We start from the raw sequence: 18342 nt of genomic DNA on the forward strand, positions 1-18342 counted from the left end.
CGCGAGCGGGGCCATAGCATCGTGGCTGTGGAAAACCAGTGGGCGTCGCTCGGCCTGTCACCGCTGTCCCGCGTGCAGCTCGACGAGCTGCTGCAGGAGCTGCTCGACCGGGTGTCGGAGGTCATGGCCAGCCGCGAGCGGCTGCGCAGCCTGCTCGACGCGGTCGTCGGCATCGGCACCGACCTGGACCTGCGGTCCACCCTCGAACGGATCGTGGTCGCCGCGTGCCGGCTGGCCGACGCCAAATACGGTGCGCTGGGCGTGCTGGGCCCCGACGACCGGCTGGTCGAATTCATCACCCACGGCATCTCCCCGCAACAGCATGCGGCAATCGGCGACCTGCCCACCGGGCACGGCGTGCTCGGGCTGCTGATCAGCCACCCGGAGCCGGTACGGGTACCCGACATCTCCACCCACCCGCGCTCGGTCGGGTTCCCGGCCAACCACCCGCCGATGCACAGCTTCCTCGGCGTCCCGATCCGCATCCGAGACCAGGTATTCGGCAACCTGTACCTGGCTGAGAAAGCCAACGCGGCAGAGTTCACCGACGACGACCAGGAGATCACGATCGCGCTGGCCGCCGCAGCGGGCGCCGCGATCGAGAATGCGCGCCTGTACGCAGTGGCGCAACGCCGGCAGCAGTGGCTGGCAGCCACCGCGGAGATCATCAACTCGCTCGGTGAGGACACCTCGACCGCCGAGGCCCTGGAACTGGTCGCCCGCCGCGCCCGCGAGGTAGCCGAAGCCGACCTGGTCGCGGTTCTGTTGCACGACGAGGACAACGCGTCCCTGACCGTCGCCGTCGTCGACGCCGCAGAACCTGTGCCCGGTCTGGAGGGCGCGATCCTGCCGGTGGGACAGACCGGGTTCGCGCCCGTACTTGCCAATCAGCAGGTAGTGACCCTCGACCAGCTCGGCAAGGCAGCGCCATGGCCGGTGGCCGTACCCGACATCCGCGGTATCGCCGCACCGTTCGCCGCCGGTCAGGGCGTGCTGCTGGTGGCCTACACCGGCGCCCCGCGCGCCGACGACGAACTACTGCTGACCGCGTTCGCCGGGCAGGCCGGTCTGGCACTGCTGCGCGCCCGCGCCCGCGAGGACCGCGAGCAGCTACTGGTGCTGTCCGACCGCGAACGCATCGCCCGCGACCTGCACGACGTGGTCATTCAGCGGCTGTTTGCCACCGGCCTGCAACTGCAGACCGTCGCTTCCATGTCGGCCGCCCGTCCGGAACTGGCGGCCCGCATCGGGTCCGCGGTCGACGCGCTGGACAGCACCATCCGCGACATCCGCGGCGCGATCTTCGAACTGCGCAGCCCCGCTGGACAATCACTGCGCGCCGAGCTTCGCACACTCGTCGACGGCGCGGCCGAATCGCTGGGGTTCCGGCCCGACCTGGTCCTCGACGGGCCAGTGGACAGCGCCGTTCCCGACGAACTGCACGCCGACCTGCTTGCCGTCGTCCGTGAGGCGCTGTCCAATGTGGTACGCCACGCGCACGCCGGACGGGTCCTCGTGGCGATCGCGGTCGACGGTGGCCGGCTCAGCGCGACCGTCACCGACAACGGGACCGGCGGTGCCACCCCCCGCGGCGGTCTGCTCAACCTCGCCGAGCGTGCGGTACTGCACGGCGGTCAGCTCACTGTCGAACCCGGCGACCCGGTCGGCACCGTCCTGCGCTGGAGCGTGCCGACCGGCTAACGGGGCGACTGCCCGGTCAGCTTCACCGCGAACACCGCGGCCTGGGTGCGCCGTTCCAGGCCGAGCTTGGTCAGCAGGCTGGACACGTAGTTCTTGACGGTCTTCTCGGCCAGGAACATCTGCGCCGCGATCTGCCGGTTGGTGAGCCCGTCGGCGACATAGCCGAGGATCTTGCGTTCCTGGTCGGTCAGGGACTTGAGCTGATCGGGTTCGTGTTTCGGGTTGCGGATGCGTTCCAGCACCCGTTGCGTGACGGCCGGATCGAGCAGCGACTGCCCCGCAGCGACCCGGCGTATCCCGTCGACGAGTTCGGTTCCCTTGATCTGCTTGAGAACGTAACCCGCGGCACCGGCCATGATCGCGGCGAACAGCGCCTCGTCGTCTTCGTAAGAGGTCAGAATAAGGCCCTTGATCTCCGGGTCGACCGAACGCACGTCACGACACACATCGATGCCGCTGCCGTCGGGCAACCGCCCATCAAGCACCGCAACGTCGGGACGAAGCGCCGGGATGCGCCGCGTGGCCTCGGCAGCAGAACCGGACTCGCCGACCACCTCGATATCACCGGCAGCTTCGAGCAGGTCACGCAGGCCGCGACGAACCACCTCATGGTCGTCGAGCAGAAAGACACGGATCACACCCGCATTGTCCACCCCGGCCCGAGGCGGGGAAGGGACCAAAGACCCGTCGGCAGACAGGACCCCTGCCCCTGCCGGGCCAGGCCCGCCGGCACTGACCCGGCCTTTGCCGCGAGCGGACAGTGAAACCATGACAGCAGACGGGACGAGCCGCGCACCGGCGTTGTACGACGCGGCCCGCACCGCGCTCGCCGCGCCGTCGATCTTCAACACCCAGCCGTGGCGCTGGCAGGCCGACCCCGACGTCCTGCGCCTGTTCGCCGACCGCCGGCGCCAGCTGCTCACCGCCGACCCGCAAGGCCGGCTCCTGACTGTCAGCTGCGGTACGGGCCTGCACCACGCCCGCACCGCCCTGGCAGCCGCCGGCTTCGACACCGACGTCCGCGAACTGCCCGACCCGGCCGACCCGGACCTGCTCGCCGAGATCCGTATCACCGGACCGCGCGAGCCGGCCCTGGCCGAACTGCAGACGTTCACCGCGATCACACGTCGGCACACCGACCGGCGGCCGTTCACCACCCAGCCGGTCACCGACGCCACCTGCCGGGCACTCATCACCGCCGCGGAAAACGAGCACGCCCACGTCCATCTCGTCGGAGACGATCAGGTCGCGGTCCTTGCCCTGGCCGCGGTTCGTGCGGGCGCCCTGCAGCTGTCCGACCCGGAATACCGCGCCGAACTGGCCGACTGGACCCACCGGCCCCCGTGGAGCGGCGAAGGCGTGTCCACCGACACCACCGTGCAGGCAGTCGCGCGGCGGGTCCCGATCCGCGACTACGCACCCTTCGGCGGGCAGACGATGCACCCCGGCCGCGACACCGACGCCGGAGCGCGCTACCTCGTGCTTTTCACCGACGACGACACCGCGGCCGCCTGGCTGCACGCCGGACAGGCACTGTCGGCGGTGTTGCTCACCGCGACGGTGCACGGCCTGGGCAGCGCACCCATCAGCGACGTCACCGAAGTGCCCGGCACCCGCGACGAACTGCGCAGACTGCTGCCCGTGCTCGGTGAGCCGCAAGTCTGCGTACGTGTCGGCTACGCCCAACCCCGCATGCCACCGCCGACCACCAGGCGGCCCTACGAAGAGTCCATCAACCCCGCCACCTGAACAGGAGACCGACATGTCCATCCGGCCGATCCTCGCCGGCGTCGACGGCTCGCCGTCCAGCCTCGCCGCCGCCTCCTACGCCGCCGATCTGGCCGTACGCCGCCGGGCACCCCTGCACCTGGTGCACGGCTACCTCAGCCCCCTGTTCGGCTACGGCACCGCCGGGCTGGCCGAGCCGTACTACGACGACGCCGACACCCGCGACGCGATCGACCGCAGCCTCGCCGACGCCGTCGAAGCCCTGCGCAAGCAGCACCCCGAACTCGGCGAGATCCACGCCCGGCAGATCACCGGCGGTCCCGCGCCGGTCCTGATCGAGCAGTCCCGCACCGCGGCCGTGACCGTCGTCGGCTGCCGCGGCGTCGGCGGATTCGCCGAACTGCTCCTCGGCTCCGTGTCGGCGCAGGTCGCCGCCCACGCCCACTGCCCGGTCATCGTCGTGCGCCCGCCGGTGCCCGACAACTCGATCGAGCCGGGCCCGGAGCAGCCCGAACCCCCCGCCGCCCACCGCCCGGTCGTGGTCGGCGTCGACGGATCCCCCGCCGCGCAAGCAGCCCTGACCTTCGCTGCCGAAGAAGCCGTCAGCCGCGACGTCCCGCTGGTCGTCGCGCACGTGTACTGGCCGCAACCCTGGCTGCAGCTCGTCGCGGACGAGGCCGCCGCGCAGGCCGAAGCCGAACGCGCCGCCGAGGACCGGGCACAGCGACTGCTCGCCGACGCGACGTCCGCGCTGACCACCACACACCCGCAGCTGAAACTCGAAACCCGCGCCATCCGCAGCCTCAACAGCGAATACAGCCTGGTCGAGGCCTCCCGTGGCGCCACGCTGACCGTCGTCGGCTGCCGCGGGAGGGGCGGATTCGCCGGACTGCTACTCGGCTCCGTCAGCGGCGCACTGGTCCACCATGCTCACAGCCCAGTCGCGGTCATCCACCCGTCCGAACTCTGAACCGCACGGCGGGCCGCGACGGCTCGAGCCCGCAGGCCGACGGGGTGGCAAATGGATGTTCTGGCCACCCGTCGGCAGGCGTGCCGCCCGACCTGGACACATCCGTATCCCACCTGGAGGCAGCGTCATGAACACCGCCGCACGGCCGCGACACCACCCGTCAGCCCAGCCGGCCAGCATCGACCCGTCCCTGCGGGCCCAATGGAGCGCACTCACCGCACCCACCGACCCCGCCACGGAGTTCACCGCAGACATGACCGCAGACCTGCCCGCGCCGACCCGCCGCTGGCTCAACCGGGCCATCGCCCCCGGCACACCTTTGCGTCGGGCCGCGATCGTCCGGCAACACGGCCAGATCAGAATCGGAGGCTGGCACGACTACGAAGCCGACTGGGCGCTTTCACCACTGAACGGCTTCATCTGGTCGGCAACCACCCACCTCGGTCCGATCGCGATCAGCGGCTACGACCGCTACACCCGCGGCAGCGGCGAGATGCGCTGGCGGCTGTTCGGACTCCTACCGTTGATGACCGCCTCAGGAGCCGACGTCACCCGCAGCGCCGCAGGCCGGCTCGCCGCGGAGTTCTGCTTCGTACCCGCCACCGCGCTGGCATCCCAGGTGCGCTGGAGCGAGGTAGACCACAGCAAGGCGACCGCGACTATCGACCTCGCCGGCATCAGCCACCCGGTAACCATCACCGTCGCCACCGACGGCACCCTCACCCGCGTCGACGTGCCACGCTGGGGGCAGCCCACCGCAGCCGACTACGCCGAGCACCTGTTCACCGCGCTGCTCGACGGACCCGAAGCAACCTACGACGGCTTCACCATCCGCAGCGCCGCGCGGGCAGGCTGGTGGCAATGTCCCGACCACTGCGCCACCGAGGAGTTCATCCGGTTCGCCATTGACCACGTCGACTATCGCTGAAGCGGACACGGCACACCAGCGGACCGGAACCGCCATTGCCAGACCATTGCCGCGAGATGATGGCCAGGGGAGTCACGGAGGTGCCAGTGCGGTGAAACCGCCGGTAGTGGTGGGCGTTGACGGCTCAGCCGCAGCCCTTTCAGCGGTCCGCCTGGCCACCCGGGAAGCCGCGCAGCGCGGCCGGAGCCTGCGCATCATCCACGCATTCGAGTGGCCCTTGGCCCAGTTCGACATCAGTGCATTTCCGCAGTTCATGTACCAGGCAGCGCGTCGGCACGCCGACCATCTGCTGGCCGAGGCGGCGGCGACCGCAGCCGTATCCGACCGCGCCGTCGCCGTCACCACAGAAATCTTGACCGGTGATCCCGCGGTGGTGCTGCTTGCCGCCGCCCGTGACGCGGATCTGATAGTGCTCGGCAAACGAGGCGTGGGCGGTTTCGCGGGGCTGCTTCTCGGTTCGGTCACCGCGCAGGTCGCCTCTCATACCGAAACGCCCGTCCTGGTCGCGCGGGGCGAGGAGCACCCGGTCGCACCTGTGGTCGTCGGCCTTGACGACCTGCCGGAACCTGGTCCTGTCGTTGAAGCGGCCTTCGCCATGGCCGAGCGACGCGATGCCAACCTGGTCGCCGTGCACGTGCAGGAAGCGGCCGTGGTCGCAGATGCGGGCCCGCCCGTGGCGGGACTGGAGACGGCGCAGTCGAGGTTTCAACGCATACGCACCAGTGCTCTCGCCGACGGCAGGGTCCGCCACCCCGGCGTGTCCGTACGCGCCGAGACCATGTCAGGGCGTCCCGGTCGCATCCTGACCCAACTCAGCGAGATGTCGCAGCTGATAGTCGTCGGTGCACGAGGCTGCGGAGGTTTCACCGGGCTCATGCTCGGTTCCGTCAGCCAGCAGCTGCTCCACCACTCCGCATGCCCGGTGCTGGTGGTACGCCGCTGACAGGCCTCGCAGAGCGAACCCGCGAGGCCTCACCACCAGGAACGTCGCCTTCGACGGGTCGGCGTCAGTCGGGCGAGCGCAGCTGCCGCAGCGACGGATCGGGTTCGGCGCCGACGGTGGCCAGTCGCATCTTCGCGTCCACCGCCAAGACGCCGTCCGGACCCGCCAGGACCGGGTTGAGGTCCAGTTCTGCAATCTCGGGCAGGTCCTCGGCGAGGCGACCGATGCGGGCGATCAGGTCCTCGACCGCGCCGATGTCCACGGCGGGCGCGCCGCGGTAGCCGGTCAGCAGCGGGGCGGTCCGCAGACCCTGCCACATGCGGGCGGTGTCCCGGTCGGTGAGCGGCACCAGCGCGAACGACCGATCGGCGTGCACGTCGGTGTGCACTCCGCCCAGCCCGAACATGACCAGCGACCCGAACAAGGGGTCGTGCACGATGCCCGTCGTCAGCTCGACGTCACCGGGCGCCATCGGCTGGACCAGCACCCCGCAGGAGGGATCTCCGGCGTTGGCGACCGGTGCGAACGCCCTACGGACCTGGGCGTCGTCGCGCAGGTGCAGGCGCACGCCGCCGACGTCGGACTTGTGGACCAGCCGGGGGTCGGCGCTCTTGAGCACGACGGGGTATCCGGCAGCGCGGGCGGCGCTCACGGCGGCGTCGACGTCGAAGACGACGGCTGTGGTCAGCAACCCGATGCCGTAGCAGGCGAGCACCGCGGAGATGACGTCATAGGTCTGCCATCCCTCGCGGGTGTGCAGCGCCGACTCGACCAGTTTCCGTGCGGTCCGGGTGTCGACACCGGCCAAGGCGGGCTGGTGGCCCAGGGGTTCGCGGCGCCAGGCCGCGTAGCGGGCGGCGTGCCCTAACGCGGTGACCGCCCGTTCGGGTAGGTCGAACACCGGCGCGTTGCGGGCGCCGAGCGTCGTCGAGGGCTCGGACATGCCGAGCACGACCACCGCGGCGGGCAGGCCGTGGTGACGGTCGAGGACCGCGGCCAGCGCGGCCAGGGTGCCGGGCACATCGTTGGCGCGGGTCGCGGCGACAACGAGCAGCAGCGCGTCGACCTCCCCGCTGGCAGCGACCGCTTCGACAGCGGCGGCGACGGTGGCGGTGTCGGCGGCGGCTCCCAGGTCCAGCGGGTTGTCGTACCCGGCCGCGCCCGGGGCGCACGCAGTCAGCTTCGCGGTCACCTGCGGGCTGAGGGTCGGGACGGTCAGCTGCCCGTATTCGGCCGCGTCGGCGGCGAGGACGTTGATGCCGCCGGCATTGCCGATGATCGCGAGCCGGTTGCCGCCCGGCAGCGGCTGGTCGGTCAGCATCCGAGCGGCGTCGATGAGCTCACCGAGATGGTCGACGCGGATGACTCCGGCCTGGGCGAACAGGGCGTCGACGCTGACGTCGGGTGACGCCGCGGCGGCGGTGTGCGACGCGCCGGCCCGTCGGCCCGACTGCGAGCGGCCGCTCTTGACCGCCAGCACCGGTTTGCGGCGGGCAAGGGCACGCACGGTACGGGCGAAGCGGCGTGGGTTGCCGAAGGATTCCAGGTACAGCGCGACCGCGGTCGTGGCAGGGTCGTCGTACCAGTAGGCGATCAGGTCGTTGCCGCTGACGTCGGCCTTGTTGCCCAGCGACACGAACGTGGACACACCGCAGCCGTTACGGGCGGCGTGTTCCAGCAACGCGATACCGACCGCGCCTGACTGCGACGCCACCGCCAAGCCGCCGTGTGCCGGGGTCACGGCTGCGAAGCTGGCGTTGAGCGCCACCTCAGGGTCGGTGTTGACCACCCCGAGACAGTTCGGGCCGACCAGCCGGATCCCGTGCTTGCGAGCCAGCCGCACCAGGTCGGACTGCTTGGCTTGTCCGGCCGGGCCGGTCTCACCGAACCCGGAGCTGAGCACCACCACGGCGCCTGCACCAACGTCCGCGGCTTGCTCGACGACCGCGGTGACCGCGTCCGCGGGCACCGCGACGACTACCAGGTCGACCGGGCCCGGCAGGTCCGATAGACAGCGGTAGGCCTCGACCCCGGCGACCTCCGCTGCGTTCGGGTTGACCGCATACAGGTCACCGGTGTAGCCGCCGTCCCGCAGCGCAGCCAGCGTCTCATGGCCGACGCCGCCCGGCCGCCGACCGGCGCCGACCACCGCGACAGCGCGAGGAGCCAGCAGCGGACCCAGCGACGCCCGCTCGGTCGACCGGTCGCGTACGTCCATCGCCAGCAGCGAAGCCTCGCCTGGTGTGGTCGGCACGCTCAGCCCGACGACCTCGTCCACGGTGCCGATCTCGGCGTCGGAGTCGAGGCCGCGGGTGACGCGCCGCATCGCGACGTTGCCCGCCAGCGTCTGCCCGACCAGCCGGGTCACCCCGCAGGCCCGTGCCCACGCGCACAGGTGCTCCAGCAGTAGCGTGCCGATTCCCTCGCCGCGGCTGCGCTCGCCGACGAACACCGCGAAGTCCGCGGTGTCGGTGTCGCGATCGCCGCGCTCCCACGACGCGACCCCGACGATCGTGCCGTCTGACAGCGCGACCAGGCTGCCGTGCGTGCCGGACGGTGGCCGGCACAATCGGTCGACCTCCGCTTTCAGCGTGGCATCGCCTGGGACGACGAAGAAACGCATGCGAAGGCTGTCGACTGAACCGCCGTGGTACAGAGCCTCAAGACCGGCTGCATCGGCAGCCGTCACCGGCCGGATCCGCACGATCTGCCCTTCCGCGGTGAGCGCGTCCGCGGCCGCGACCGTGCCCGCGCGAGCTGTGGTGCCCATGTGTTCCTCCTGCTAGCTGATTCGACAGCAGCAGCCAACATCAACTCCGGCCTGGCGGGCAGGGCCACAGGTCCCTCACCGATGTTCCCAAGGTCACGTAGGGACCTCCCGTCGGCCGTCGCAGGACGCCCGGCCCGGCCTGACGGGACCTGCGGCCCACGCACCCCCGGAGAACGCCATGAACCCGCTCAGGGCCGACTCCGCCGACCGCGCTCGGCAGCAGTCTTCCCGCAACCAGGGCTTTCGGCCCTGCCGAAGACAACGGGTCGGGCGCACAGTGAAGATGAACGACTAGCCGAAGGATGTGATCGACATGGCTACGCGGCAGATCGTCGTCGGAGTCGACGGCTCGCAGGGCGGACGGCGTGCATTCGCGTGGGCGCTGGAGCAGGCGGCTGCCGGCAGCGCTACCGTGCAGGCGGTGCTGTCCTGGCGGCGGGGCGATCCCAGGACGTCATTGGCAGACGCGCGAGCCTGTCAGGAACTGGCGCAGCTGACCCTTGACCGGGAGGTGCAGGCCCAGCCCGCCCGGCACGGGGTGAGCGTGGCTGCGGGGGTCGTCGAGGGCCAGCCCGCCGACGTTCTCGTCGCCGCGGCACGGAACGCGGACCTGCTCGTGCTGGGTAGTCACGGTCATGGCCGAGCCCACCACACCATCCTCGGCTCGGTCAGCGAGGCGTGCATCGCCAACGCACCGTGTCCGGTGGTCGTCATCCCGGTGCCCGGCCCGCCGCGGCCGGTCGCCGCCGCTGTCCCGGCGACCGAGGCGGGGTCGCGATGAAGGCGATCTTCGCAGCGCCGGTACGTGGCGACGACCCGACGCTGCAGTGGGCCCGGCGACCGATCTCACAGGTGATGACCCGCCCTGTGGTCGCGACCGATGTCGATGCCAGCCTCGACCAGGCCATGGCCGCGATGCTGCACGCCGGGGTGCGTCACCTCGCGGTCGTCGACGCAGCCGGTCGGTGCGTCGGCGTACTGGCTGCAAGATCGGTCGCGGCTGCCTGGTCGGCAGATCCTGCCGGCCTCACCGCAGTCACCGTCGGAGCCGTGCTCGACCACGACAGTGCGACCGTCAGCGCCGACGCGCGAGTCCGTGACGCCGCTCGTATGATGCACGCCCGCAGCAGCGACGCCGTCGCAGTCGTCGACGACGACGGCACGCCGATGGGTATGTTCACCAGCAGTGATCTGATCAGACTGCTGGCCCGCTAGCCGAACGACGCAATCGCCACCACGCCAGAGTCACCTGCCTCGGACAGCCTCGCCCCGCTCACGGACTCGTGCCGGTCGACCGCAGCCTTCAAATGCGACCGCAATACGGGCCTGCCACTCGCCGCCGCGTCAGGGTGTTTGGACAATCCTGTGCGATGGCAAGGTCGTAGTGGATGTCGACGCAGAACCGACGGTGAGGATGGGCGAGCAGGCTATCCGGGTGGTCTTACCCCATCGCCCGTCTGCGGGCACCGGTCGAGGTCTGTCATGGCGGGATGCCGCCACGTCGACAGCATGACCAGGAGCGCTGCTTGGGCGAGGATGCCCGGCGCCAGCGGCGGGGCGGCGCCAACGGTCTTGGTGATCGCGTACCACCAGCGGGTGCCGGCGCTGAGCGACTCCCAGCCGGCGGAGTAGACCGCGTCGAGCCATCCGGCGTTCAGGTTGGACTCGAGGTGCTCCCAGATGCCGTACAGCGAGGCGAGCAGCACGAGAGCGGCCAGGACACGCGCGGCGCTCAGCGATGCGGGCCGAGGCCGCCACGCCGTCAGCACCCACGACGCGGCGAGTGCGGCCAGCGCGAACCACGGCACCAGTTGCACCACCCCGTTCCAGTGCCGCTCCGTCGCCAGTTCGACCGCCGTGCCGGCTATCGCGACTGCGGCCAGGACGAGCACGCCCGCTCGCAGATTGGTCGCGGTGTCCGTGGTGCGGATGCGGTCGAGGACCGTCACGGCCGCAGCGCCGCCAAGATCTTGTTCATGGTGTCCTCACCGGGGTTGTATTTGGCGAGTTTCTGCCGCAGCCGGTTCAGGGCCGTGTCGCCGGCCTCGTATGGGCGATACTCGACGACCTCCTCGGCCCATCGCTCGGGGCTGGTGACCCCGGCCGCCTTCAGCGCGGCCGCGATCTCGGACTCGGACGCGGTGTTCGCCGAGATCTTCGCGGCGGTCGTCGCCGCCGGAGTCGGGGACGCTGCGGCAGCGACGGCGGGCGTGGTGGCAGAGGCGCCGGATGTTCCGGTGTCGGTGCTGGCGCACCCGGATAGCAGCACCCCTGCCGCCAGCGCGGCCGCGCCGAAGAGGGTCACGGTTTTCGTCACAGCTCATCCTCATCTCAGGTGACGGGTTGGATCCCAAGTTGTTAACGCCGACGAGCGTAGGACGATGCTGTGGGCGCCGGCTCAAGACCGGATGGGGGATCGCTGGAGGTGTCACCGGCTGTCGTGGCGCGCCGGACGCTGCGTGCGGCACCGCTAAGCAAGCGGTAAAGGGACGTTAACAAGCCATAAAGGCAGCTCTTTGATCTTGTCGGTGCCTGAGCTGCTCTGGTAGACCGTTCCGGTGGAACGAACCGGACGGCATCATCCGCAACGGAATTTCCCGGCGGCAGACCAGGCCGTGGTGTCGGTGCCCCAGCAGCGACCGCACGCCCCGCCCAGGCGCGGCGATCCGGCGTTCACCGGGAACCTGCCTGCCTACCGGCCCGACCGCGACCACCATACGGGCAGCTTCGCGGCGGTGCAGACCGGTGCCATGCCACGTATCCAGCGCAGCCGGGTGGTGGAGGCGTCCGAGCGGCCGCGGCGGATGGCGGGGCGAGGGCGGGCTGGACGGCCGATGCTGGTGCTGCTGTTCTGGGCCGGTCTCACGTTCAGCCTGCTGCCCTGGTGGTGGGACACGGCGGCGGGTTCGGTGACCGACGCGGCCGCTGCCTACACGGCGGGGGGCCAGATCACGGGCATGATCGCGGGTTATCTGCTGCTCATCCAGATCCTGCTGATGAGCCGGGTGGGCTGGCTGGAGCGCAGCGTGGGCGCCGCGGAGGTCCTGGGCTGGCACCGTGATCTCGGGGCACTCCTGCTGGTGGTGGTCCTTGCCCACGCCTCGCTGATCACGGTGGGCTACGCCGCGCTGGACGGGGCGACTCTGCTGCACGAGTCCCGGGTGATCCTCGGCTCGTACGAGGACATGATCAGTGCTTATCTCGCCACGGGCATCCTCACCGCGGTCGGGGTGATGGCGATCCGGCGCATCAAGAACGCCATGCCGTACGAGCTTTGGTACTACCTGCACACCACCAGCTACCTGGTGCTGCTGCTCGGCTACGGGCACCAGTTCGCCGGCGGCGCCAATCTGCTGCCCGGCACCTTCGGGCGCTACTACTGGACCGCCCTGAACATCTTCGTTGTGCTGTGCCTTGTCTGGGGTCGGGTCATCCTGCCGCTGCGGCTCAACCTGCGCCACCGGCTGCGGGTCCTGGAGGTCGTGCACGAGGGACCGGACATCTTCTCCATCTACGTGCACGGGCGCCGTCTCAGCGAGCTGCAGGCCCAGGCGGGGCAGTTCTTCCGGTGGCGGTTCATGACCGGCGGCTGCTGGTGGCAGGCACACCCCTTCTCGTTGTCGGCCGCGCCCAACGACCGGTGGCTGCGGGTGACGGTGAAGGCCGTCGGTGACCACACCGAGCAGCTGCGGTGGCTCGACCCAGGCGTGCGGGTGTTCATCGAGGGTCCGTCCGGCGCGTTCACCGCGTCCCGGCGCACCCGCAACCGGGCGCTGCTCATCGCCGCGGGTAGTGGCATCGCCCCGATCCGCGCGCTGCTGGAGGACCTGCCCCGCGGCGCGGTCGTGCTCTACCGGGCCAGTACGGTCGAGGATCTCATTTTCCGCCGCGAGCTGGACTGGCTGGCCGAAGCGCGTGCCGCCGAGGTCTGGTACATCCTGGGCGGCCGCGACGACCCCGCCCCCCGGCGGGCGATGTCACCTCGCGGCATGCGTGAACTCGTGCCGGACGTCGCCGGCCGCGACGTCTACCTGTGCGGGCCCGAGGGCATGGTCAGCGCCGCCGTGGCCACTCTGCGCAAGCTGCGGGTCCCGCGCCGCCAGATCCACCTCGACCCTTTCGAGTTCTGACCACCCGATCCTGCTCAGCGGAACGTCAACCCCACCCGAAGGACAGGACATGCGCCGTCTCATCCTCTGGCTCAGCGGCACCGCGGTCGCCACTGTGCTCCTCATCGGGGCCAAGGGCGGATTGACCGCCAGCGGGGGCCCCTCGCTACTGGCCGACGCCCCGATCGACTCGATCCCAGCAGGGGACACGAGCGGCCAGGGCACCCAGGAGGGCACCACACCCGATCCGTCGGCCACAGCTCCGGTTTCCGGGCCTTCGACGGCTCCCGGTGCGACGCCGAGCGCAACCCCGAAGCAGGGCACCGCCACACCCAAACCCACCGCAACCCCGAAGCCAGCCGCGACGGCGCCCAAGCCCGGCCCGACCACCGCGGCACCGCCCGCCGCCAGGACCATCAACGGCACGGCTGTGCCTGCCAAGGACTTCGGCAACGTCCAGGTCCAGATCATCGTGACCGGACGCCACATCGACGACATCAAGGTCCTGCAGATGTCCAACCGGCCACGAAACTCCGCGACCATACTGCGGCAGGAGGCACTGGCGGCGCAGAGCGCGAACATCGCCAACGTCTCCGGCGCGACCTACACCAGCAACGCCTACAAGCAGTCCCTCCAGGCCGCGATCAACAAGATCTGATGGCCTCGGTTGCGGACCGGCCACGCGGACTGCGCTGCCAAGACGAGGTGATGGGCACGGTCGCGACCGTGCACATCGCCGAGGACTGGCCGCCCGCACGCCTGCGCGAACTCGCCGACCTGGTCTTCACCTGGCTGCACGAGGTCGACCGGCGGTTCAGCACCTACCGCCCGGACAGCGAGGTCAACCGCCTGGACCGGCGCGAACTGGCGACCGCCGACTGCTCGGCGGACCTGCGCCATGTGCTCGACCAGTGCGCCGAGTTCTGGCGGCGCACCGACGGCTACTTCGACGCCTACGCCACCGGCCGGCTGGACCCGTCCGGCTACGTCAAAGGCTGGTCGGTCCAGGTCGCCTCGGAAATGCTGCGCGCCGCCGGCGCGAACAATCACAGCATCGACGCCGGCGGAGACTTCCAGCTCGCGGGACGACCCGCACCGGACGAGCAGTGGCTCGTCGGCATCCGCCATCCGTGGCAGCGGGACCGGGTGGCCTGGGTGGTGACCGGCACCGACCTGGCGGTGGCGACCTCGGGCACGTATGAGCGTGGCGCGCACGTGACCAACCCCCACGACGGCCGGCCCGCCCGCGACCTCGTGTCGGTGACCGTGGCCGGACCCCGGCTCGCCGAAGCCGACGCCTACGCGACCGCGGCGCTGGCGATGGGCCTGCCCGCTTTACGTTGGCTCGCCACGCTCGACGGATACGAGTCGGCCGTCATCACCTCGGCAGGAGACGCCTACCGATCGGATGGGCTACCGGTTGCTGCGTGCTGGCCGGGCCGAACTCCACCATGATCGAGGCGCCACCGCCCGGCGCCGTCCCGAACCAGACACCGCCGCCGGAGTTCTCCGCAGTACGCCGCACGATGTCCAGCCCCAGCCCGGTGGATCCGGCACCACTGCCGCCACGCCGCCAGGACGAGGTCGCCAACCCAGGCCCCTCGTCGTCGATGGCCAGAACGGCCCCGCCCTCGGGCAGAGCCCGCAGGCGGACCTCGAAGCCGCGGCCCTCCGGGGTGTGAGCGAAGACGTTGTCCAGCAGCGCGTCGACGCACGCGCCGAGATCGTCGGCGGTCACCCGCACCGGCAGCGGGCCCGCCGGCAGATGTCCGCCCACGATGCGGTTCTCCTCGTCGGCCAGCGCGGACCAGAACGTCACCCGCTCGGCGACGACCGCCGCGGCGTCGCACGAGGCGCCCACACCTTCGCGGATCGGGCGCCGCGCCGCTCGGATCACCTCGTTGACGGTGCGCTCGACGGCGTCCAGATCAGCCATGATCTGGTTGCGGTCGCGGCCGTCGCGCAGCGACTCGGCGTCGATGCGCAGGGCCGTCAACGGTGTACGCAGGCGATGCGACAGGTCCGCCACCGCCTCCCGCTCATCGGCGAGCAGCTCGCCGATCCGTGACGCCAGCAGGTTGAGCCCGGCGCTGACCTGCCGAACCTCGGCAGGGCCCGTCTCGCCTGCCCGTGCCGAGAGGTCACCGGCCGCGAGCCGGTGTGAGACGTCGGCGAGTTCGGAGATGGGCCGGGTCAGCGTGCCGGCGAGCCGCCCGGCGACCAGCAGACTCACTGCGAGCAGGCCCAGGCCGAGCAGGCACAGCAGCAGCCACGCGCGGTAGACCCCACTGGTCCACGTGGCGTCGGGCACCAGGCAGCGGACTGCTGCGGGGCCTGAGGGCAGGCCTGCCACCGACACCAGCACCTCGCGACCATCCGGCACTCGTGCGGTCAGGCTGCTGCCGGCCAGGGCCGCCTCGACCGCAGCGGAGTGCTGCGCCGGGTAGCCCAGCACGGTGCCGTCGGAAAGGAACAGGGTAAGGCGTCCGTCGGTGGCCCCGTTCGCGTCGCTGAGCAACACCTCGAGACGGGCCGGCTCAGCAGTGGGCAGCAGGCCTGCCAGCGCCTGCGCCTGCATGACGGCGGAGTTGACCGCCCGGGTCGAGGCAGCGTTGCGCACCGCCAGCGCCAGCGGCACGAGGAACGCCACCAGCAGCAGCGAACTGGTGGCCGCGACCAGCCAGACGAGCCGTGACCGCAACGGCCTCAGCGCTCCGCGGGCGCGTTCAGCCGCACGCCCACGCCGCGTACCGTGTGCAGGTAACGCGGCTGCTGCGCGCTCTCGCCGAGCTTGCGGCGCAGCCACGACAGGTGCACGTCCACGGTCTTGTCGGCACCCCCGGCCGGCTGACGCCACACATTGACCAGTAGTTCGCGCTTCGTCACCACCGTTCCGACCCGCACAGCGAGGTAGCTCAACAGGTCGAACTCCCGCGGCGTGAGGTCCAGCAGCCTTCCGTCGAGGGTCGCCTCCCTGGCACCCGGACTGATGCACAGGGTTCCGACGCCCAGTACGGCCGCCGCGGCCGACTCCGCGCCCGCCCTCCTCAGCACTGCCCGGATGCGGGCGTCGAGCTGAGTCACGCTGAACGGCTTGACCACGTAGTCGTCCGCACCCCGGTCCAGCACCTCGACCAGGGTCGCTTCATCGTCTCGGGCCGTCGCGACCACGACGGGCACCTTGCTGACGGCCCGAAGCATCAATAGCAGCTCACGCCCGTCGAGATCCGGCAGGCCCAGATCGAGCACGACAAGATCGGGAGTCTGCCCGATGACGTGCTGCATCGCTGCGATGGAGGTCGACGCGCTGGCGACCACGTGGCCACGCTCGCTCAGCGCGCGGATCAGCGCACGACGGATCTCCGCGTCGTCCTCGACCAGGAGCAGTTGTGCCACGGGGCCAACGTACCGGCAACGATGCCGCATCGGCATCCTCGCCGGGTGCTGAGCACGACTTTGAGGCTGCCTTAGCCGTCCCTTAACCCGAGGCTGTGTCATGGTGTCCGTGTGGTCGCAACCCTTCGCCGGCTGTTGCCGAGCCTGCTCGCCTGGTGCGCAGGCGCGGCTGTCGCACTGATGGTCGGGCAGTACGCGCTCAGCCTGGTGGGCGACGACGCCGGAGACGCCGCGACCGCCCCGATCACGCTGCCACACATACCCGTAGCCGCCGGATCACCGACCCCGGTCGCGTCCAGCCCCGGCCAGGGCCGAATCCCTCACAGCCAGAGCACCTACGTGGGCCAGACCCTGTCCGGCCATGGTGGCACCATCGTCGTCGGCTGCTCTGACAAGCTCGCCTACCTGCTGTCCTGGAGCCCGGCGCAGGGATTCCATGCCGAGCACGCCCGCAGAGGGCCCGCAGAACGGGTATCGGTGCGCTTCGAGGAGGCGGGGCGTGAATACACCGCCGCAGCCCGCTGCGTGGACGGCATAGCCCAACTGCTGGAGCAGCAAGAGCACTGATATATGCCGCGTCCACTGGGCCGTTCGCCTCAGCCGGAGGCGTCTGCTTTACCACTGCTGAACCAGCGGTGGCGCGGCTACTGTGATGATGATGAACGATCCCGGCGCCGAGCAGACACCCGATGCCACGCATCCGGGTGAGCCGCACCGCACCGGCCTGGCCGGTCGGCTCAACTGGTTGCGCGCCGGTGTGCTCGGCGCCAACGACGGCATCGTGTCGACGGCCGGCCTCGTGGTGGGTGTCGCCGGGGCGACCAGCGCGACCTCGGCGATCTTCACCGCCGGTGTGGCCGGCCTGGCGGCCGGCGCGGTGTCGATGGCGCTCGGCGAGTACGTCTCGGTCAGCAGCCAACGTGACACCGAACGTGCGCTGCTGCGCAAGGAACGGGACGAGCTGGACCGGTTCCCCCAGACGGAACTCGACGAACTCGCCGGGATCTACCGGAACAAAGGGCTGTCGGAGGCCACCGCGCGCCAGGTGGCCATCGAGCTGACCGCCAATGACGCATTCGCCGCACACGCCGACGCCGAACTCGGCATCGACCCGCACGCGCTCACCAATCCGTGGCACGCGGCCGGAGCATCGGCACTGGCGTTCACCCTCGGTTCCCTGCTGCCGCTGGCCGCGATCCTGCTCCCGCCCGCCTCGACACGCGTCCCGATCACCTTCGTCGTCGTGCTGCTGGCGCTGGCGCTGACCGGCGCGGTCAGCGCCTACCTGGGCGCCGCCGGCGTCACCCGGGCGGTGGTGAGGTTAGTGGCCGGTGGTGCTCTCGCCATGGCTGTCACATTCGGCATCGGCCAGCTGGTGGGCGTCGCCGTAGCCTGAAACGCGCAGCTGGCGGCGTGATTGCTGAGCGGCCACCAGCCACAACCTCTGCGCCGGCGCTGACAAGAACGGTACTACCGGCAGGCGCGGGCGTGGTGGCGACCGGCCGCCCACCCGTGCCTCCCGCCTGAGGCCTGTGTCCGTTCCAACAACCTTCATCCGACGCCGGTGTGGGGCGAGCAGGGGAGTCGGTCTCGGCGTGGGCAGGCACTTGTACCCGTTTCAGCGGGTCGTCGTATCCTGCCCACGCCGATCACACAGGGTCCAGTCGGAGGAGGTGTTCACCGACCTCGCAGCCGCGCCCAGAACCCGCGGCTGGGCTGGTTCTGTGATGTGGCACAGCTGCACCGTTGCGATTCCGGCACACCGGCGAGGACCTGCTCGATGTGCTGCCCGCATCC

Annotated in this window: 18 protein-coding genes; 12 read left to right on the forward strand and 6 right to left on the reverse strand. The window is 70.6% G+C overall.

The annotated features are described in order from the left end of the window. Positions 1-63 precede the first annotated feature (63 nt). Complete coding sequence (locus HAV39_RS34930; protein WP_239120991.1) at positions 64-1701, forward strand: sensor histidine kinase; 1638 nt, start codon at positions 64-66, stop codon at positions 1699-1701. On the opposite strand, the gene HAV39_RS34935 is transcribed toward HAV39_RS34930, so the two are convergent. Further along, positions 1698-2339 carry a response regulator gene (locus HAV39_RS34935; protein ID WP_191843442.1) on the reverse strand — a complete coding sequence of 214 codons (642 nt, stop codon included), beginning with the start codon at positions 2337-2339 and terminating at the stop codon, positions 1698-1700. The two genes, HAV39_RS34930 and HAV39_RS34935, sit on opposite strands and share 4 nt — an antisense overlap. 130 nt (positions 2340-2469) lie before the next feature. Between HAV39_RS34935 and HAV39_RS34940 the strand changes: the two genes are divergently transcribed. From HAV39_RS34940 to HAV39_RS34955, 4 genes are all read left to right on the forward strand, one after another. Continuing rightward, positions 2470-3450 (forward strand): Acg family FMN-binding oxidoreductase, encoded by a 981-nt coding sequence (locus HAV39_RS34940; protein ID WP_239120990.1) that lies wholly within the window; start codon positions 2470-2472, stop codon positions 3448-3450. 13 nt (positions 3451-3463) lie between these two features. Continuing rightward, the gene (locus HAV39_RS34945) at positions 3464-4399 is read left to right on the forward strand and encodes a universal stress protein (protein WP_191843443.1); all 936 of its coding nucleotides are present in this window, start codon (positions 3464-3466) and stop codon (positions 4397-4399) included. Positions 4400-4526: 127 nt separating this feature from the next. Next, positions 4527-5327, forward strand: coding sequence for a DUF6544 family protein (locus HAV39_RS34950; RefSeq protein WP_191843444.1), 801 nt, complete (start codon positions 4527-4529; stop codon positions 5325-5327). A 91-nt stretch (positions 5328-5418) separates the two neighbouring features. Beyond that, positions 5419-6270 (forward strand): universal stress protein, encoded by an 852-nt coding sequence (locus tag HAV39_RS34955; RefSeq protein ID WP_191843445.1) that lies wholly within the window; start codon positions 5419-5421, stop codon positions 6268-6270. A gap of 64 nt (positions 6271-6334) precedes the next feature. Here HAV39_RS34955 and HAV39_RS34960 read toward each other — a convergent pair whose 3' ends face one another. Then, positions 6335-9040, reverse strand: a complete 2706-nt coding sequence (locus tag HAV39_RS34960; protein WP_191843446.1) for a bifunctional acetate--CoA ligase family protein/GNAT family N-acetyltransferase — start codon at positions 9038-9040, stop codon at positions 6335-6337. Between the two features lie 313 nt (positions 9041-9353). On the opposite strand from HAV39_RS34960, the gene HAV39_RS34965 reads away from it, so the two are divergent. Both HAV39_RS34965 and HAV39_RS34970 read left to right on the forward strand, forming a co-directional pair. Continuing rightward, a complete protein-coding gene (locus HAV39_RS34965) occupies positions 9354-9821 on the forward strand; it encodes a universal stress protein (protein WP_191843447.1) in 468 nt (155 codons plus the stop codon). Next, a complete protein-coding gene (locus HAV39_RS34970) occupies positions 9818-10255 on the forward strand; it encodes a CBS domain-containing protein (protein ID WP_191843448.1) in 438 nt (145 codons plus the stop codon). The genes HAV39_RS34965 and HAV39_RS34970 overlap by 4 nt, the downstream gene beginning before the upstream one ends. Before the next feature lie 212 nt (positions 10256-10467). Here the strand turns inward: HAV39_RS34970 and HAV39_RS34975 are convergent, their stop codons facing one another. Both HAV39_RS34975 and HAV39_RS34980 read right to left on the reverse strand, forming a co-directional pair. Continuing rightward, complete coding sequence (locus HAV39_RS34975) at positions 10468-10989, reverse strand: hypothetical protein (protein WP_191843449.1); 522 nt, start codon at positions 10987-10989, stop codon at positions 10468-10470. After that, positions 10986-11357: a hypothetical protein gene (locus tag HAV39_RS34980; protein ID WP_191843450.1), complete on the reverse strand. Its 372-nt coding sequence runs from the start codon at positions 11355-11357 to the stop codon at positions 10986-10988. The genes HAV39_RS34975 and HAV39_RS34980 overlap by 4 nt, the downstream gene beginning before the upstream one ends. 307 nt (positions 11358-11664) lie before the next feature. Here HAV39_RS34980 and HAV39_RS34985 point away from each other — a divergent pair, with 307 nt between their 5' ends. Genes HAV39_RS34985 through HAV39_RS34995 form a run of 3 tightly spaced genes read left to right on the forward strand, consistent with a single transcriptional unit; the run spans position 11665 to position 14604 of the window. Next, positions 11665-13170, forward strand: a complete 1506-nt coding sequence (locus tag HAV39_RS34985; protein ID WP_191843451.1) for a ferredoxin reductase family protein — start codon at positions 11665-11667, stop codon at positions 13168-13170. A gap of 49 nt (positions 13171-13219) precedes the next feature. Continuing rightward, positions 13220-13807, forward strand: coding sequence for an FMN-binding protein (locus HAV39_RS34990; protein WP_191843452.1), 588 nt, complete (start codon positions 13220-13222; stop codon positions 13805-13807). After that, positions 13807-14604 carry an FAD:protein FMN transferase gene (locus HAV39_RS34995; RefSeq protein ID WP_244958913.1) on the forward strand — a complete coding sequence of 266 codons (798 nt, stop codon included), beginning with the start codon at positions 13807-13809 and terminating at the stop codon, positions 14602-14604. The genes HAV39_RS34990 and HAV39_RS34995 overlap by 1 nt, the downstream gene beginning before the upstream one ends. On the opposite strand, the gene HAV39_RS35000 is transcribed toward HAV39_RS34995, so the two are convergent. Both HAV39_RS35000 and HAV39_RS35005 read right to left on the reverse strand, forming a co-directional pair. Continuing rightward, positions 14528-15850, reverse strand: coding sequence for a sensor histidine kinase (locus HAV39_RS35000; RefSeq protein ID WP_191843453.1), 1323 nt, complete (start codon positions 15848-15850; stop codon positions 14528-14530). The genes HAV39_RS34995 and HAV39_RS35000 overlap by 77 nt on opposite strands. 5 nt (positions 15851-15855) lie before the next feature. Then, a complete protein-coding gene (locus HAV39_RS35005; RefSeq protein WP_191843454.1) occupies positions 15856-16545 on the reverse strand; it encodes a response regulator transcription factor in 690 nt (229 codons plus the stop codon). A 111-nt stretch (positions 16546-16656) separates the two neighbouring features. On the opposite strand from HAV39_RS35005, the gene HAV39_RS35010 reads away from it, so the two are divergent. Both HAV39_RS35010 and HAV39_RS35015 read left to right on the forward strand, forming a co-directional pair. Further along, complete coding sequence (locus HAV39_RS35010) at positions 16657-17112, forward strand: hypothetical protein (protein ID WP_191843455.1); 456 nt, start codon at positions 16657-16659, stop codon at positions 17110-17112. Between the two features lie 91 nt (positions 17113-17203). After that, positions 17204-17941: a VIT1/CCC1 transporter family protein gene (locus tag HAV39_RS35015; protein WP_191843456.1), complete on the forward strand. Its 738-nt coding sequence runs from the start codon at positions 17204-17206 to the stop codon at positions 17939-17941. Positions 17942-18342: the final 401 nt, after the last annotated feature.

This window comes from Catellatospora chokoriensis (assembly GCF_011297315.1).
Classification (GTDB): Bacteria; Actinomycetota; Actinomycetes; order Mycobacteriales; family Micromonosporaceae; genus Catellatospora; species Catellatospora citrea.

Bases quoted from the DNA above. Each gene is read 5' to 3' on its own strand.
- HAV39_RS35015 (WP_191843456.1), top strand. From the start codon at position 17,204: ATGAACGATCCCGGCGCCGAGCAGACACCCGATGCCACGCATCCGGGT.
- HAV39_RS34995 (WP_244958913.1), top strand. From the start codon at position 13,807: ATGGCCTCGGTTGCGGACCGGCCACGCGGACTGCGCTGCCAAGACGAG.
- HAV39_RS34960 (WP_191843446.1), bottom strand. From the start codon at position 9,040: ATGGGCACCACAGCTCGCGCGGGCACGGTCGCGGCCGCGGACGCGCTC.
- HAV39_RS34965 (WP_191843447.1), top strand. From the start codon at position 9,354: ATGGCTACGCGGCAGATCGTCGTCGGAGTCGACGGCTCGCAGGGCGGA.
- HAV39_RS34970 (WP_191843448.1), top strand. From the start codon at position 9,818: ATGAAGGCGATCTTCGCAGCGCCGGTACGTGGCGACGACCCGACGCTG.
- HAV39_RS34950 (WP_191843444.1), top strand. From the start codon at position 4,527: ATGAACACCGCCGCACGGCCGCGACACCACCCGTCAGCCCAGCCGGCC.
- HAV39_RS34940 (WP_239120990.1), top strand. From the start codon at position 2,470: ATGACAGCAGACGGGACGAGCCGCGCACCGGCGTTGTACGACGCGGCC.
- HAV39_RS34945 (WP_191843443.1), top strand. From the start codon at position 3,464: ATGTCCATCCGGCCGATCCTCGCCGGCGTCGACGGCTCGCCGTCCAGC.
- HAV39_RS34990 (WP_191843452.1), top strand. From the start codon at position 13,220: ATGCGCCGTCTCATCCTCTGGCTCAGCGGCACCGCGGTCGCCACTGTG.